17 protein-coding genes are annotated in these 14,421 nt (G+C 68.3%); 15 read left to right on the forward strand and 2 right to left on the reverse strand.

Annotation, left to right across the window (positions count from 1 at the left end; all coding sequences use genetic code 11):
* Nucleotides 1-127 precede the first annotated feature (127 nt).
* From purE to trpC, 13 genes are all read left to right on the forward strand, one after another.
* Nucleotides 128-643 (forward strand): 5-(carboxyamino)imidazole ribonucleotide mutase, encoded by a 516-nt coding sequence (purE, locus tag F614_RS0105310; RefSeq protein WP_026329809.1) that lies wholly within the window; start codon nt 128-130, stop codon nt 641-643.
* A complete protein-coding gene (locus tag F614_RS0105315) occupies nt 640-1,809 on the forward strand; it encodes a 5-(carboxyamino)imidazole ribonucleotide synthase (RefSeq protein ID WP_019558415.1) in 1,170 nt (389 codons plus the stop codon). Before purE ends, F614_RS0105315 begins: the two co-directional genes overlap by 4 nt.
* Nucleotides 1,806-2,423, forward strand: a complete 618-nt coding sequence (locus tag F614_RS0105320) for a class I SAM-dependent methyltransferase (protein ID WP_018881708.1) — start codon at nt 1,806-1,808, stop codon at nt 2,421-2,423. The genes F614_RS0105315 and F614_RS0105320 overlap by 4 nt, the downstream gene beginning before the upstream one ends.
* 2 nt (nt 2,424-2,425) lie before the next feature.
* Nucleotides 2,426-3,091, forward strand: coding sequence for an energy-coupling factor ABC transporter permease (locus tag F614_RS0105325; protein ID WP_018875970.1), 666 nt, complete (start codon nt 2,426-2,428; stop codon nt 3,089-3,091).
* Nucleotides 3,092-3,234: 143 nt separating this feature from the next.
* Nucleotides 3,235-3,558 (forward strand): c-type cytochrome, encoded by a 324-nt coding sequence (locus tag F614_RS0105330; protein ID WP_026279172.1) that lies wholly within the window; start codon nt 3,235-3,237, stop codon nt 3,556-3,558.
* Between the two features lie 190 nt (nt 3,559-3,748).
* Entirely contained in the window at nt 3,749-4,438 is a 690-nt protein-coding gene (rpe, locus tag F614_RS0105335; RefSeq protein WP_018865930.1) for a ribulose-phosphate 3-epimerase, read from the forward strand.
* A gap of 23 nt (nt 4,439-4,461) precedes the next feature.
* Entirely contained in the window at nt 4,462-5,145 is a 684-nt protein-coding gene (locus tag F614_RS0105340; RefSeq protein ID WP_018865929.1) for a phosphoglycolate phosphatase, read from the forward strand.
* Between the two features lie 102 nt (nt 5,146-5,247).
* Nucleotides 5,248-6,735 (forward strand): anthranilate synthase component I, encoded by a 1,488-nt coding sequence (gene trpE, locus F614_RS0105345; protein WP_018865928.1) that lies wholly within the window; start codon nt 5,248-5,250, stop codon nt 6,733-6,735.
* Between the two features lie 11 nt (nt 6,736-6,746).
* Nucleotides 6,747-7,547, forward strand: coding sequence for a triacylglycerol lipase (locus F614_RS0105350; protein ID WP_019558416.1), 801 nt, complete (start codon nt 6,747-6,749; stop codon nt 7,545-7,547).
* A 142-nt stretch (nt 7,548-7,689) separates the two neighbouring features.
* Entirely contained in the window at nt 7,690-8,283 is a 594-nt protein-coding gene (locus F614_RS0105355; RefSeq protein WP_018865926.1) for an aminodeoxychorismate/anthranilate synthase component II, read from the forward strand.
* A 32-nt stretch (nt 8,284-8,315) separates the two neighbouring features.
* Complete coding sequence (locus tag F614_RS0105360; RefSeq protein WP_018875973.1) at nt 8,316-9,494, forward strand: multidrug effflux MFS transporter; 1,179 nt, start codon at nt 8,316-8,318, stop codon at nt 9,492-9,494.
* Between the two features lie 28 nt (nt 9,495-9,522).
* Nucleotides 9,523-10,557 carry an anthranilate phosphoribosyltransferase gene (trpD, locus tag F614_RS0105365; RefSeq protein ID WP_019558417.1) on the forward strand — a complete coding sequence of 345 codons (1,035 nt, stop codon included), beginning with the start codon at nt 9,523-9,525 and terminating at the stop codon, nt 10,555-10,557.
* Entirely contained in the window at nt 10,554-11,369 is an 816-nt protein-coding gene (gene trpC / locus F614_RS0105370; protein ID WP_018877234.1) for an indole-3-glycerol phosphate synthase TrpC, read from the forward strand. Before trpD ends, trpC begins: the two co-directional genes overlap by 4 nt.
* A 94-nt stretch (nt 11,370-11,463) precedes the next feature.
* Here the strand turns inward: trpC and crp are convergent, their stop codons facing one another.
* Nucleotides 11,464-12,111 carry a cAMP-activated global transcriptional regulator CRP gene (crp, locus tag F614_RS0105375; protein ID WP_018865922.1) on the reverse strand — a complete coding sequence of 216 codons (648 nt, stop codon included), beginning with the start codon at nt 12,109-12,111 and terminating at the stop codon, nt 11,464-11,466.
* Nucleotides 12,112-12,344: 233 nt separating this feature from the next.
* Here crp and F614_RS0105380 point away from each other — a divergent pair, with 233 nt between their 5' ends.
* On the forward strand, nt 12,345-12,773 hold the full coding sequence (locus tag F614_RS0105380) for an OsmC family protein (protein ID WP_019558418.1): 429 nt from the start codon (nt 12,345-12,347) through the stop codon (nt 12,771-12,773).
* Nucleotides 12,774-12,859: 86 nt separating this feature from the next.
* On the forward strand, nt 12,860-13,669 hold the full coding sequence (gene speD, locus F614_RS0105385) for an adenosylmethionine decarboxylase (RefSeq protein ID WP_017942843.1): 810 nt from the start codon (nt 12,860-12,862) through the stop codon (nt 13,667-13,669).
* A 58-nt stretch (nt 13,670-13,727) separates the two neighbouring features.
* On the opposite strand, the gene coq7 is transcribed toward speD, so the two are convergent.
* Nucleotides 13,728-14,369, reverse strand: a complete 642-nt coding sequence (coq7, locus tag F614_RS0105390; RefSeq protein ID WP_019558419.1) for a 2-polyprenyl-3-methyl-6-methoxy-1,4-benzoquinone monooxygenase — start codon at nt 14,367-14,369, stop codon at nt 13,728-13,730.
* Nucleotides 14,370-14,421: the final 52 nt, after the last annotated feature.

The raw sequence follows: 14,421 nt of genomic DNA on the forward strand, positions 1-14,421 counted from the left end.
TAGCGTCCTCGACCCATCATTTCTTCCAGTCTTCCCATCTTCCTGTTGAATGCTTTTCGAACGTGAGTCGGGGCTTCGGAGGGGGTGTGGCTTGTCGGGTGGGGCCGGGGTCGCTATCGTTCGGGCCATGACTGAGACGGCTGGCAATAGGGCGCCGCGCGTGGGCGTGGTAATGGGGAGCACCTCCGACTGGGCCACGATGGAGCGGGCGGTGGATGTGCTGGATGAACTCGGCATTCCGTTCGAGGCCCGGGTGGTCTCCGCCCATCGCACGCCGGATCTGCTGTTCGAGTACGCCGAACAGGCGCGCGGGCGCGGGCTGCAGGCGATCATCGCCGGGGCGGGCGGGGCCGCGCACCTGCCGGGGATGCTCGCCTCCAAGACCCCGGTACCGGTGCTGGGCGTACCGGTGGCCTCGCGTCACCTGAAGGGCCAGGACTCGCTGCTCTCCATCGTCCAGATGCCGCGCGGGATCCCGGTGGCGACCTTCGCGATCGGCGAGGCGGGGGCCGCCAACGCGGCGCTCTTTGCCGCCGCGATGCTGGCCAATTCCGATCCCGAACTGCGCGAGCGTCTGGATGACTTCCGCCAGTCCCAGAGCCAGGCCGTGCTCGGGCAGACCCTGCCGCCGGACCCGTCATGATCCAGCCTCCCGCGACTCTCGGGCTGCTCGGTGGCGGGCAGCTCGGCCGCTATTTCGTGGAGGCCGCGCAGGGCATGGGTTATGCCGTCTGGGTGCTCGACCCGGACCCGGCCAGCCCGGCCGGGCGGGTGGCGGCGCGCCATGTGTGCCAGGCCTTTGACGACCCCGATGCCTTGCAGGCGCTGGCCGGGGCCTGCGAGGTGATTACCACCGAGTTCGAGAACATCCCGCGCGCCGCGGTGGAGTGGCTGGATGCCCACGCCTGTCTGCGCCCCGGGCCACGCGCCCTGACGGTTGCCCAGGACCGCCTCGAGGAGAAGGCCTTTCTCGGCGAGATCGGCGTGGCGGTGGCCCCGTGGCAGGCGGTGCCGGCGGGCCTGACGCCCGAGGTGCAAACCGATGCCGGAACCCCGGATTTCCCGGCGATCCTGAAGACCGCGCGCCTGGGTTATGACGGCAAGGGGCAGGTGCGGCTGGCCGCGGCCGGCGAACTGCCGGCAGCGCATGCTGAGCTGGGCCAGGTGGACTGCGTGCTGGAGTCCCGGGTGGAGCTGGAGCGCGAGCTGTCGGTGCTGGTTGCGCGTACCGCCGATGGCGCCACCGAGGCCTTTCCGGTCGCGGAGAACACCCATCGCGACGGCATCCTGCACCTGACGCGCGTCCCGGCACGGGCCGGGGACGAGGTGCGCGAGCGCGCCACGGCCATCGCCCGGCACGTCGCCGAGCGGCTCGACTATCAGGGGGTGCTGGCGGTCGAGTTCTTCCTCACGGCGGACGGCGAACTGCTGGTCAACGAGATCGCGCCGCGTCCCCACAATTCCGGGCATTACAGCCTGGATGCCTGCACTGTCAGCCAGTTCGAGCAGCAGGTGCGCGCGGTCTGCGCCCTGGGGCTGGCGCCGGCCCTGCTGACCGCGCCGGTGGCGATGGTGAATCTGCTGGGCGACCTGTGGCCCGCGGGCGGCTCGCCCGACTGGCGGGGCGTGCTGGCGGCCGGCCGGGCGCGACTGCACCTGTACGGCAAGGCCGAAGCGCGTCCGGGGCGCAAGATGGGGCATGTGAACGTACTCGGCCTGCCCGGCGAGGATGATGCCACCGCCGTGGCCTCCACCGCCGAGACCCTGTGGCAGGGCCTGGCCAGTGCCGGCGGGGAGGGCGAGGCATGACCGCGGCATTCCCCAACACCCAGGCGCGGCGCGCCCGACAGACGGAGCTCAAGCGCGACCTTGAGTTCGAGGACACCCTTGCGGGCGAGCATCTGCGGTTTCGCACCACCTGGGGGCTGTTCTCCCCGCGGCGAATCGACGACGGCACCCGCATGCTGCTGGAGCGCATCGAGGTGCATCCGGCGGACGCCTGCCTGGACCTCGGCTGCGGCTACGGCCCGATCGGCCTGACGCTCGCGCGCAAGGCCCCGCAGGGGCTGACGACCCTGGTCGATACCAACTATCTGGCGGTGGAGTACAGCCAGCGCAACGCCGAGCTCAACGGCATCGCCAATGTGGAGTGTCTGACCAGCAACGGCTTCTCGCGCATCCGCGATCGGCGGTTCGATCTGGTGACCTCCAATCTGCCGGCCAAGGTCGGGCGCGAGATGCTGCAGACCTATCTGCTGGACGCCCACGAGCAGATGAACCCCGGCGGACGCATCTATGTCGTAACCATTACCGGACTGCGGCGGTTCATCGAGAAGGGGTTCAAGGACGTGTTCGGCAACTACGACAAGGTCAAGCAGGGCCGCGAGTACACTGTCGCGGCCGCCGTGCGCGAGCCCGACTGACCATGGTCGAGGGGGCGGGCGAACTCCCGGTCGCGCTCCGCGTGCTGTCCGCCGTGCTGCTGGGCCTCGGCATGCTGGTGATGCTCCGGCGCATGCCCTGGGAGGCCTTCTTCGTGCCCGGTCGCGCGCAGCTGTTCGTGATCGCCACGCTGTGCCTGCTGCTGATCTGGAGCCTGCGGGCGCAGACGCTCGATGGCCTCGCCCTGCACTTCCTTGGCATGACCACCGTGACCCTGATGTTCGGCTGGCAGCTGGCGATCCTGATGGTGTTTCTGGTGGTGGCGACCCTGGGCCTGTTCGGCGCCCTGCCGCTGGCGGCCTTCCCGCTGACGGTCCTGCTGGCCGGCATCCTGCCGGTCGCGGTCACCTGGGGGTTGCTGCGGCTGTCCCAGAACTACCTGCCCGCGCACATGTTCATCTATCTCTATGCGGTGGGCTTCCTCGGCGGCGCGCTTTCGGTGGTAGCGACCGTGCTGGCCTCGGCGGCGATCTACGGCCTGTTCACCGAGCTGGCCTGGGTCGACATCTATCGCGACTACCTTCGCTACCTGGCATTGCTGGTGCTGCCCGAGGCGGTGGTCAACGGGATCGTGATTACCGGGCTGGTGATGGTGCGCCCCGAGTGGCTGGCGACCTGGTCGGACGAGCGCTACATCCACGGCCGCTGAGGCCGAGAATGGCCTGGTGCCGCGCTGCAGGGATGCCCCTGTTTGATTCTGTGTTAATGCAGCATTCAGGAACACCCTGCTACCGTTCGCTTCAAGACAGGGCGATGACCCTGTCCAGGATCGTGAACGAGGAGACCACAACAATGAAAACCAAGCTGTTCGTGCTGGCCGGTATCGCCGGCAGTGTCCTGATGCTGTCCACCATGGCGCAGGCCGCCGACATCCAGGCCGGTCAGTCCAAGTACCAGAACACCTGCGCCAGCTGCCACGGCGCGCAGGGTCAGGGCCAGGCGATCTTCCCGGCGCTGGCCGGCAAGGACGCCGACTACCTGACCGACAAGCTGGAGCGCTATCGCGCCGGCGAGGAGGTGGGTGACCACACGGCCCTGATGCGTCCTCAGGCCCAGGGGTTGAGCGATGACGACATCGCCAATCTGTCCAGCTACATGGCGGCCGAGTTCAACTGATCCGGGCGCACTGCCGCTGGCAGGCGAGACCGCGACGGGCCGGGGGGTTTCCCCCGGCCCGTTTGCGTTGGAGGGCGCGTCACATGCGTCGCCTTTTGCCTGGCATGGCGGCATCCGGTAAAGTTTCGCGGTTCCGAGAGCGTGGCCGATGGTCGGCCCCGCTATCCCAGAGATCCCTGCGAGGCTTTCCATGGCACAACCCGATTTCATCGCCCCGTCCATCCTGTCCGCCGATTTCGCCCGTCTGGGCGAGGAAGTCGACAACGTCCTGGCCGCCGGTGCCGATACCGTCCACTTCGACGTGATGGACAACCACTACGTGCCGAACCTGACCATTGGCCCGCTGGTCTGCGATGCCCTGCGCAAGCACGGCGTGACCGCGCCGATTGACGTGCACCTGATGGTCAAGCCGGTGGATCGCATCATCCCGGACTTCGCCCAGGCCGGTGCCAGCTACATCACCTTCCACCCGGAGGCGTCCGACCACATCGACCGCACCCTGCAGCTGATCCACTCCGAGGGCTGCAAGGCCGGACTGGTGTTCAACCCGGCCACGCCGCTGTCCTATCTCGAATACGTGATGGACAAGGTCGACATGATCCTGCTGATGTCGGTGAACCCGGGCTTTGGTGGCCAGAAGTTCATCCCGAACACCCTCGACAAGCTGCGCGCCGCGCGCAAGATGATCGACGACTCCGGGCGTGACATCCGCCTCGAGATCGACGGCGGCGTGAAGGCCGACAACATCCGCGAGATCAAGGCCGCCGGGGCCGACACCTTCGTCGCCGGGTCCGCGATCTTCGGAGCCGGCAGCGACTCCGATCCGAACCGCTACGACAGCATCATCCAGCAGATGCGCGACGAGCTGGCCAAGGCCTGAATCGACGGCCACTGGAGACCGGGATGTCCCTGAAACGCCCCCGCATGATCCTGATCGACCTGGACGGCACGCTGATCGACAGCGTGCCGGACCTGGCCTACAGCGTGGACGCGATGATGCGCGAGCTGGGGCTGCCCGAACGCGGCGAGCCGGCCGTGCGCAACTGGGTCGGCAACGGGGTGGAACGGTTGGTCAAGCGGGCGTTGGTGAACGACCTCGAGGGCGAGCCGGACCCGGAGGCCTTCGAGCGGGCATTGCCCGTCTTCATGCGCATCTACCAGGAGAACACCGCCGGGCGCTCGCCACTGTACCCGGGCGTGCGCGAGGGGCTGGACCAGCTGAAGGCCGCGGGCTTCCGCCTGGGCTGCGTGACCAACAAGGCCGAGCGCTTCACGGTGCCGCTGCTGCGCGAGAAGGGCATCCTCGACGACTTCGAGATCGTGGTCGCCGGCGACGCCCTGCCGCAGAAGAAACCGGACCCGGCGCCGCTGCTGCATGCGGCGAAGGAGTTGGGTGTAGACCCCTCCGAGGCGCTGATGGTCGGGGACTCGAAGAGCGACGTGAAGGCGGCACGCGCGGCCGGCTTCCAGATCGTCTGCATGACCTACGGCTACAATCACGGCGACGACATCCGCGACGAGAACCCGGACGCGGTTCTCGACCGGCTGGACGAGCTGCCCGGACTGCTGCCCGCTCGGGCGGCCTAGGGAAACACGGACCCATGATTGCAACGGACCGGACAACGGAGCGATGGCGAGACGGCGAATGATCCGCCGCGCCGTCCGTCCCCCTTGTCAGGAACCGTTGTGATGACCCCCGAACAGTTCGATCAGCTGGCCCGCGAGGGCTATAACCGCATCCCGCTGGTGCGCGAGGTCCTGGCGGATCTCGAAACCCCGCTGTCCATCTTCCTGAAGCTGGCCAACCGGCCGTACTCCTACCTGTTCGAGTCGGTGCAGGGCGGGGAGCGCTGGGGTCGGTATTCCTTTATCGGGCTGCCGGCACGCACCCGCGTGCGGGTGCACGGCCATGACATCACGGTGGAGACCGATGGCGAGGTGGTCGAACAGACCACGGAGACCGACCCGCTGGCCTGGGTCGAGGCCTACCAGGCGCGCTTCAAGGTGGCCGAACTGCCGGGCCTGCCGCGCTTCACCGGTGGTCTGGTCGGCTATTTCGGGTTCGAGACCGTGCGCCTGATCGAGCCGCGCCTGGAAGGCCCGGAAAAGCCCGATGCCCTGGGGCTGCCGGACATCCTGCTGATGGTCTCGGAGGAGGTCGTGGTCTACGACAACCTCTCCGGCCGGCTGTACCTGGTGGTGCACGCCGATGCGACCCAGGCCGATGGCCAGGCCGTGGCGGCCACGCGTTTGGATGAGCTGGAGACCCGTCTGGGCGAGCCCCTGGTGCCCCCGGAGGATCCGCCGCATCCGCATGCGGTGCCGGAGTACGTGCCGGGCTGGTCGGCCGAGGGCTTCCAGACCGCGGTCGCGCGGGCGCAGGAATACATCATGGACGGCGACGTGATGCAGGTGGTGCTGGCGCAGCGCATGAGCGTGCCATTCTCCGCGCCGCCGCTGGACCTGTACCGCGCCCTGCGCGCGCTGAACCCCTCGCCGTACATGTACTACCTGGACCTCGACGACCACCACGTGGTCGGGGCCTCGCCGGAGATCCTGGTGCGCCTGGAGGACGACCGCGTGACCGTGCGCCCGATCGCCGGGACCCGCCCGCGCGGGCGCACCGAGGAGGAAGACCGCGCGCTGGAGGCCGAACTGCTGGCGGACCCGAAGGAGCGCGCCGAGCACCTGATGCTGATCGACCTCGGGCGCAACGACGTCGGCCGGGTCTGCGAGATCGGCTCGGTGGAGGTGACCGACACCATGAGCATCGAGCGCTATTCGCACGTGATGCACATCGTCTCCAACGTGGAGGGCCGACTGGCCCCGGGGCACTCGCCGATGGATGTGCTGCGCGCGACCTTCCCCGCCGGGACGGTCTCCGGTGCGCCGAAGATCCGGGCACTGGAGATCATCGACGAGCTGGAACCGGTCAAGCGCGGCCCGTACTCCGGCGCGGTCGGCTACCTCTCCTGGTCCGGCAACATGGACACCGCGATCGCCATCCGCACGGCCGTGCTGCACGACGGCGAGCTGCATATCCAGGCCGGGGCCGGCGTGGTGCACGACTCGGTACCCGAGAGCGAGTGGCAGGAGACCCTGAACAAGGGACGTGCGGTGGTGCGCGCGGCCGAGACCGCCCTGGGTGGCCTGGGGCCCCGGCGCCACCGCGACTGAGAGGACCAACTATGCGCGGCCGCCTTTGCATTTTGTTGCTGGCGCTGCTGGTATGGCTGCTACCGGGGCTGGCGGCGGCGCAGATCGTGGTGCTGGTGCCCGGTGGCTGGGATCGCGGCGACGGCTTTCGCCATGCCGGCGTCACCGCGGCCCTGAACGCCGCCGGGTATGCCGATGGCGGCCGGGCCCGGGCTCGGCCGGAGGCCCCCTGGTTCGATCGTGCTCCCGACCCGGCCCCGCGCCAGTTCTATACCGTGGACCTGCCGGCGGGCGGAGTGCCGCCCGAGCGCGCGCGGGCGCTGGGTCAGGTCGTCGAGGCCCTGGCGCGGCGCCATCCGGGGCAGGAACTGGTGCTGGTCGGGCATTCCAGTGGCGGTGTTGTGGCGCGCGAGCTGCTGGTGCGCCAGCCGCACCCGGCAATCTCCACTCTGGTGACGTTTTCCGCTCCGCATGCGGGGAGCGGCTGGTCCGCCCTGGCGCGTTCGGTGACGGATGCGCTGGCCGATTCGGCCCTGGGGTTGTATGCCCCGTTTATCGGGATCGAGGGTATGCACCGGCGCGAGGGTCTCTGGGGGCCGGAGGGCACCTCGCCGGATGCGGCCCACCTCGAGTGGCTGAATACGCGGGAACACCCGCCCATCCGCTACGTGTCAGTGGTGCGCCTGGCCGACCCGTGGGTGGATGCGGCCAGTCAGGACATGAATCGTCTCCCGGCCCTGCGCGGCCGGGCGCATACCCTGCCGAGCCCCGGCGGGCACCGGCTGGAGGCCGCCGACGGCACCCTGCTGGCCGCGCTGCTGTTGCCGCGATGAGCGTGCCGGGTTTCGCCAGCGCCCATGCGGTTGCGGGCCGGCGGACCCGGGGCCGGGTTATGCTGGGCCCTGTCCGCTCCACGCGCGTGAACATCGATTCGCGTAGCGGTCCTGTTTCCTCCGTTCTGCAGGGACGTTCGACATGATCCTGATGCTCGACAACTACGATTCGTTCACCTTCAACCTGGTCCAGTATCTGGGCGAGCTGGGGGCCGAGGTGGTGGTCCACCGCAACGACTGCATCACCCCGGACGGGATCGCGGAACTCGCCCCCGAGGGGATCGTGATCTCGCCGGGACCCTGCACGCCGAACGAGGCCGGGGTATCGCTGGAGGTGATCCGGCGCTTCGCCGGCGCGATCCCGATCCTCGGAGTCTGTCTCGGGCACCAGGCGATCGGCCAGGTCTTCGGCGGGCGCGTGGTGCGCGCCCGCGAGATCATGCACGGCAAGACCTCGCCGGTATATCACACCGGGGTGGGGGTGTTCGCCGGGCTCGAGAATCCGCTGGAGGCCACGCGCTACCACTCGCTGGTGGTCGAGTCGTCCTCGCTGCCGGAGTGCCTGGAGGTTACCGCCTGGACCCAGCGCGAGGACGGCGCGCGCGACGAGATCATGGGCCTGCGCCACCGCGAACTGGACGTCGAGGGCGTGCAGTTCCACCCGGAATCCATCCTGACCCGCCAGGGCCACGAACTGCTCGACAACTTCCTCCGTCGCCTGCCCCAGCCGGCGTGACCCAGACTCGACGCACCCGGTGGCGCTTCGCGTTGCTGGTGGCGCCGCTGTCGATGCTGGCGCCGTTCTCGCTGGATACCTATCTGCCTTCGTTCCCGGCGATGGCGGAGGCCCTGCGGGTCGACTCCGGCGCGATGCAGGCGACCCTGTCGGCGTACCTGGTCGCCTTTGCGCTCGCCACCCTGGTGGCTGGTCCGCTGTCGGATACCTTCGGTCGGCGCCCGGTCGTTCTGTGGGCGCTCGCCGGCTACGTGCTCAGCTCGCTGCTGCTGGTGCTGGCGGTGGAGTACTGGCAGGTGATCGGGTTGCGGGTGGCCCAGGGGCTGTCCGCGGCGGCCGGGATTGTGGTCGGGCGTGCAGTGGTGCGCGATCGCTTCGAGGCCACCGATGCGCGCCGTGTACTGGCGCTGATCACCATGATGTTCGCGATTGGCCCGGCGGCCGCCCCGATTGTCGGCGGCTATCTGCAGGCGGGGTTCGGCTGGCGCTCGGTATTCCTGTTCCTGACCCTGTACGGCGTGATCCTGTTGCTGGCGATCCGGGCCTGGCTGCCGGAGACCCTGCCACCGGTCGGCCGTGCCTCGGGCAAGCCGGCTCTGATCCTGCGGGGGTATCTCGGGACCCTGCGCAACCCGCCGTTCCTGCGCCCGGCCCTGGTACATGCCGGGCTGTTCGGGGCGATGTTCCTGTTCGTCGCCGCCTCGCCAACGGTGATCTATGTCCACCTGGGCGGACAGGAACAGGACTTCTGGTGGCTCTTCCTGCCGCTGGTGGGCGGCCTGGTGGTGGGCGGTTTTGTGGCCGGGCGCACCGCCAGTCTGTTGAGTCCGCCGCTGGCGATCAGTATCGGCGTGGGGCTGGCCGGGATCTCGCTGGCGCTGGTGGCGCTGGGGATCCTCACCGAGGGTTCGGTGGTCGCGGTGACGCTCCCGTTCGCGCTGTACAGCTTTTCCCTGGCCACGGCCGTTCCGTCGCTGAACCTGCTGGCGCTGGACTGCTATCCGGGCGCCCGTGGCATGGCCTCGGCCATGCAGGCCTTCCTGCAACTGGGGTTCAGTGCCCTGCTGGCGCTGTTCCTGGTGGACCGACTGGACGACCACCTGCCGTGGCTGATCGGCGGGTCGCTGGTAATCTGGGCCGCCGCGGCGCTGCTGTGGTGGAGCGGCCCGGAGGCGCGTGGTCGTCGCGCCCCGGCGCGGACGTTAAACTAACGGCTTCGATTTTCCGCAGGAGCAACCCGTGACGGTGCAACAAGCGATAGCGGCTCTCATCGAGCGCCAGGACCTGGACGCGGCAACCATGACCGCGGTGATGCAGGCGGTGATGACCGGCGAGGCCACCGATGCCCAGATCGGGGGGTTCCTGGTGGCCCTGCGCATGAAGGGCGAGACGATCGAGGAGATCCGCGCGGCGGCCGGCGTGATGCGCTCGCTGGCCACTCGGGTGGACGTGCCGCGAACCGGGCTGGTGGATACCTGCGGCACCGGCGGCGACGCCTCCGGTACCTTCAATATCTCCACCGCCTCGGCGCTGGTCGCGGCGGCCGGTGGCGTGCGGGTGGCCAAGCACGGCAACCGTTCGGTTTCGTCGAAATCCGGCTCCGCCGATGTTCTGGAGCACCTGGGGATCCATCTCGGGCTGTCGCCGGAGGCGGTCGGGTCCTGCATCGAGGAGGTCGGCGTCGGCTTCCTGTTTGCCCCGGCCCATCATGGCGCGATGAAACACGCGATCGGGCCGCGCAAGGAGCTCGGCGTGCGCACGCTGTTCAATGTGCTGGGGCCTCTGACCAACCCGGCCGGGGCGCCGAACCAGGTGCTCGGCGTGTTCTCGGATGCCTGGGTGCGGCCGCTGGCCGAGGCCCTGAAGGGCCTGGGCAGCGAGCATGTGCTGGTGGTGCATGCCGAGGACGGCCTGGACGAGATCAGCATCGCGTCGCCCACCCGGGTGGCCGAGCTCAGGGACGGCGAGATCCGGGAATACACCATCCGTCCGGAGGACTTCGGGCTGGCGACCACCGCACTGGATGCCGTGCGCGTCGACAGCGTGGAGGCCTCGGCCGACATGCTGCGCGGCGTGCTGGACGGTCAGGTGGGCGCGGCGCGTGACATCGTGCTGCTGAACGCCGGGGCGGCGATCTACGCCGGCGGTGGCGCGGACAGGCTGGCCGCGGGCGTCGAGGCCGCCGCCCGGGCCATCGACTCCGGCGCGGCCCGCGAACGGCTGGAGCGCCTGCAGGCGACCAGCGCACGACTGGCAAACAAGGAAGCACAATGACCGAAGCCAACGCAGTACCCGATATCCTGCAGCGCATCCTGGAGCGCAAGCGCGAGGAGCTGAAGGAGCGCGAGGCGTTCTGGCCGCTGCGCGAGCTGCGCGGCTGGATGGGCTCGGCGCCTGCGCCGCGGGGGTTCCGCGCGGCATTGCAGCGCGACATCGACGCCGGCCGCGCCGCGGTGATCGCGGAGATCAAGAAGGCCAGCCCGAGTCAGGGCCAGATCAGCCCCAACTTCAACCCGGAGGCCTTCGCCCGCAGCTACGAGGAACACGGGGCCACCTGCCTGTCGGTGCTGACCGACGTGGACTTCTTCAAGGGGCGCGATGGCGACCTGCGCGATGCGCGCGTGGCCTGCCAGCTGCCGATCCTGCGCAAGGACTTCGTGATCGACCTCTATCAGGTCTACGAGGCGCGGGTGCTGGGGGCGGACTGCGTGCTGCTGATCGCCGCGGCGCTGGACGACACGGCCCTGCACGAGCTGTACTTCCTGACCCGCGAGCTGGGCATGGATGCCCTGGTGGAGGTGCATGATGCCGAGGAGCTGGAACGGGCGAGGAAGATCGGCGCCGACCTGATCGGCATCAACAACCGCGACCTGCACAGCTTCGAGACCCGACTGGAAACCACGCTGGAGCTGAAGGATCAGGCGCCGGAGGGCGCGCTGCTGGTAACCGAGAGCGGCATCCACACCCGCGAGGACGTCGCGCGCATGCAGGCTGCCGGGATCCATGCCTTCCTGGTGGGCGAGGCCTTTATGCGGACCGAGGATCCGGGCAAGGCCCTGGGGCAGTTGTTCCGCGGCGAATCGTAACCGCCTCCAGCGGGGCGTCGTGCCTTCAGGCTGGAGGCGGTGGCCAGGTACTACGCCCTTTCCGGCCGCAGGGCCCGGCGCGGCGGCACGGGCGTCAGCGCGTGCCGAAGACCACGATGGTCTTGCCGTGCGCGGTGATCAGGCCGCGCTCTTCCAGATCCTTCAGCACGCGACCGGCCATCTCGCGCGAGCAGCCGACAATGCGCGCGATCTCCTGGCGGGTGATGCGCAGCTGCATGCCGTCCGGGTGGGTCATCGCGTCGGGCTGGCGGGCGAGATCCAGCAGGGTGTGGGCGATACGGCCGGTGACGTCGACGAACGCGAGGTCCATCACCTTGCGCGAGGTCTGACGCAGGCGGGTGGCGATCTGGCTGGTCAGCAGCATCAGGATCTCGGGGTCGCGCTGGACGATCTCGCGGAACTGGGTGTAGGGGATCTCCGCGGTCTCGGTGTCCTCGCGGGTGGTGACGGTCGCGCTGCGCGGGTCGTCCTCGAACATGCCCAGCTCACCGAAGAACTCGCCCTTGTTCAGATAGGCCAGCACCAGCTCGTGCCCGTTGTTCTCGCCCAGTACCGAGACCGAGCCGCTGACGACGTAGTACAGCGTGTCGGGAACCGTGCCCGAATGGATGATGGTGGTGCGCTTGCGGTACTGGCGGCGGTGGCAGTAGCCGAGAAAACGCTCCAGCGCGGGCGACGGCTGGGCCGGGCGGTAGACGAACGGGTTGTTCAAGGCTTCCATGGTCACGTCCGATAGCAGCTTCCTGTGGATGTGCGCCAGTGTAATGCAGCATCTGGCCCCCGCACGCCGGGGTGGCTGGAACCGTTCACAAAATCCGCCGACAGGCCACTGATTTTGTGCAGCAGGTCCGCCCTGAGTAGAGTCCCTCTGCAGTATAGGCATGGATCCCTTCATCCAACAGCAGGAAGGGAGCACTGGTTCATTGATTGGCACCTCTTTAAAGGACGAGCGCGATGCAGGTGAAAGTGAAATGGCTGGACCAGGTGGCCTTTGTCGGCGAGACCGACAGCGGTCATGCGGTGGTGATGGACGGCGCGCCGGACGCGGGCGGCCGCAACCTGGGCGCGCGGCCGATGGAGATGCTGCTGCTGGGGATGGGCGGTTGTACCAGCTTCGACGTGATTGCGATGCTGAAAAAGGCGCGCCAGCAGGTGCTGGACTGCGAGGTGACGGTCGAAGGCACCCGGGCGGAGACCGTGCCCAAGGTCTTTACCGATATCCACGTGCATTTCCGGGTGTACGGCCATGACCTGTCGGAAAAGCAGGTGGGACGCGCGGTCGGGCTCTCGGCCGAGAAGTATTGCTCGGCTTCGCTGATGCTGGGGGCCTCGTCGAAGGTGACCCACGACTTCGAGATCGTCGAGGGGCCGGCCCCGCGCTGAACGGGAACCCGGGTTCTTTCCTTGGACTCGGAGGCCGAGGCGTCTACAATTCGCCGCTCGCTGCGGCCCGGGCAAGAGGACACGCCATGCCTCGTCACAAGAAGCAGATCAAGCTCCACGGTTTCAATAACCTGACCAAGAGCCTGAGCTTCAACATCTACGATATCTGCTATGCCTCGGGTGACCGGCATCGCGACGAATACATCGCGTACATCGACGAGGCGTACAACGCCCAGCGGCTGACGCAGATCCTCTCCGATGTGGCCCATCTGATCGGGGCCAATATCCTCGATATCTCGCGCCAGGACTACGATCCGCAGGGTGCGTCGGTGACCATGCTGATCTCGGAAGAGCCGGTTGCCACCGAGAAGATCGGCTACACCGAGGGCCCAGGCCCGCTGCCGGAGACGGTGGTCGGTCACCTGGACAAGAGCCACATCACGGTGCACACCTACCCGGAGGCGCACCCGGAGGGCGGGATCGCAACCTTCCGTGCGGACATCGACGTGTCCACCTGCGGGCGCATCTCGCCGCTGCGCGCCCTGAACTACCTGATCCACAGCTTCGAGTCGGACATCGTGATCATGGACTACCGCGTGCGCGGCTTCACCCGCGACGTGCGCGGCAAGAAGCACTTCATCGATCACAAGATCAATTCCATCCAGGACTTCCTCTCGCGTGACACCAAGGAGAAGTACCAGATGGTGGATGTGAACGTGTACCAGGAGTACCTGTTCCACACCAAGATGGTGCTGAAGGACTTTGATCTGGACAGCTACCTGTTCGGGCTGGGCAAGGACGACTACTCGGCCAAGGAGGCCAAGCGCATCTCCAAGCTGCTCAAGCACGAGATGATGGAGATCTTCTACGGCAAGAACATGAGCCGCCCGAGCTGAGACGGCAGGCGCCGCGCGTTGTGCGCGGCACCCGACGCCCGTCCTCTCGCCTGGCGGATCAGATCCAGTAGGCGGTGCGCGTCATCACGCTGGAGGTCAGGGGCATCAGCAGGTTGCGCACCGGCCACGGTGGCGCCTTGCCGCCCAGCGCCATGGCGTGCGCGCCGTGTTCCACCTCGTCCTGCTTCATCTGCGCCAGGATGCGTGCCGAGACCTCGTCCTGTGCTGGCAGCCGCTCCAGGTGGCGGTCCAGGTGACGTTCCACCTGGCGTTCGGTCTCGTCGATAAAGCCCAGGCTGTAGGCGTCGCCGGTCAGGCCGGCCAGGGCGCCCATCCCAAACGAGCCGACATACCAGAACGGCCCCAGCAGGCTGGTGCGTCCGCCCAGGTCGTGCACCCGGCGCGCGCACCAGTGCAGGTGGTCGCCCTCCTCGCGCGAGGCCTGGTCCAGGTGGTCGCGGATCGCGGGGGTGCGGGCGGTCAGCGTCTGGCCCTGGTAAAGCCCCTGCGCCGCGACTTCCCCGGCGTGGTTCACGCGCATCAGACGGGTGGACAGGTCGCGCTCATGATCCTCCAGATGCGGGCCGATATCGTCCCCGCCCGGCGACGGGCGGCCGGTGGAACGGGCCTGGCCGGAGATGACCTTGACGAAGGCATCGGCCTGGTTGATCAGGTGATCCAGCGGGGAGAGTCGGCGCATGGTTCCGGTCCGGTTGGGGCATCAAGGCGTACCCCTCAAGGGTACCGCAAGC

Source organism: Thioalkalivibrio sp. ALE12 (genome assembly GCF_000381105.1).
GTDB lineage: Bacteria > Pseudomonadota > Gammaproteobacteria > Ectothiorhodospirales > Ectothiorhodospiraceae > Thioalkalivibrio.

What these genes read in the sequence shown, in the direction of transcription:
- purE (WP_026329809.1), top strand. Translation starts at nt 128, where the DNA reads ATGACTGAGACGGCTGGCAATAGGGCGCCGCGCGTGGGCGTGGTAATG.
- F614_RS0105315 (WP_019558415.1), top strand. Translation starts at nt 640, where the DNA reads ATGATCCAGCCTCCCGCGACTCTCGGGCTGCTCGGTGGCGGGCAGCTC.
- F614_RS0105320 (WP_018881708.1), top strand. Translation starts at nt 1,806, where the DNA reads ATGACCGCGGCATTCCCCAACACCCAGGCGCGGCGCGCCCGACAGACG.
- F614_RS0105325 (WP_018875970.1), top strand. Translation starts at nt 2,426, where the DNA reads ATGGTCGAGGGGGCGGGCGAACTCCCGGTCGCGCTCCGCGTGCTGTCC.
- F614_RS0105330 (WP_026279172.1), top strand. Translation starts at nt 3,235, where the DNA reads ATGAAAACCAAGCTGTTCGTGCTGGCCGGTATCGCCGGCAGTGTCCTG.
- rpe (WP_018865930.1), top strand. Translation starts at nt 3,749, where the DNA reads ATGGCACAACCCGATTTCATCGCCCCGTCCATCCTGTCCGCCGATTTC.
- F614_RS0105340 (WP_018865929.1), top strand. Translation starts at nt 4,462, where the DNA reads ATGTCCCTGAAACGCCCCCGCATGATCCTGATCGACCTGGACGGCACG.
- trpE (WP_018865928.1), top strand. Translation starts at nt 5,248, where the DNA reads ATGACCCCCGAACAGTTCGATCAGCTGGCCCGCGAGGGCTATAACCGC.
- F614_RS0105350 (WP_019558416.1), top strand. Translation starts at nt 6,747, where the DNA reads ATGCGCGGCCGCCTTTGCATTTTGTTGCTGGCGCTGCTGGTATGGCTG.
- F614_RS0105355 (WP_018865926.1), top strand. Translation starts at nt 7,690, where the DNA reads ATGATCCTGATGCTCGACAACTACGATTCGTTCACCTTCAACCTGGTC.
- trpC (WP_018877234.1), top strand. Translation starts at nt 10,554, where the DNA reads ATGACCGAAGCCAACGCAGTACCCGATATCCTGCAGCGCATCCTGGAG.
- crp (WP_018865922.1), bottom strand. Translation starts at nt 12,111, where the DNA reads ATGGAAGCCTTGAACAACCCGTTCGTCTACCGCCCGGCCCAGCCGTCG.
- F614_RS0105380 (WP_019558418.1), top strand. Translation starts at nt 12,345, where the DNA reads ATGCAGGTGAAAGTGAAATGGCTGGACCAGGTGGCCTTTGTCGGCGAG.
- speD (WP_017942843.1), top strand. Translation starts at nt 12,860, where the DNA reads ATGCCTCGTCACAAGAAGCAGATCAAGCTCCACGGTTTCAATAACCTG.
- coq7 (WP_019558419.1), bottom strand. Translation starts at nt 14,369, where the DNA reads ATGCGCCGACTCTCCCCGCTGGATCACCTGATCAACCAGGCCGATGCC.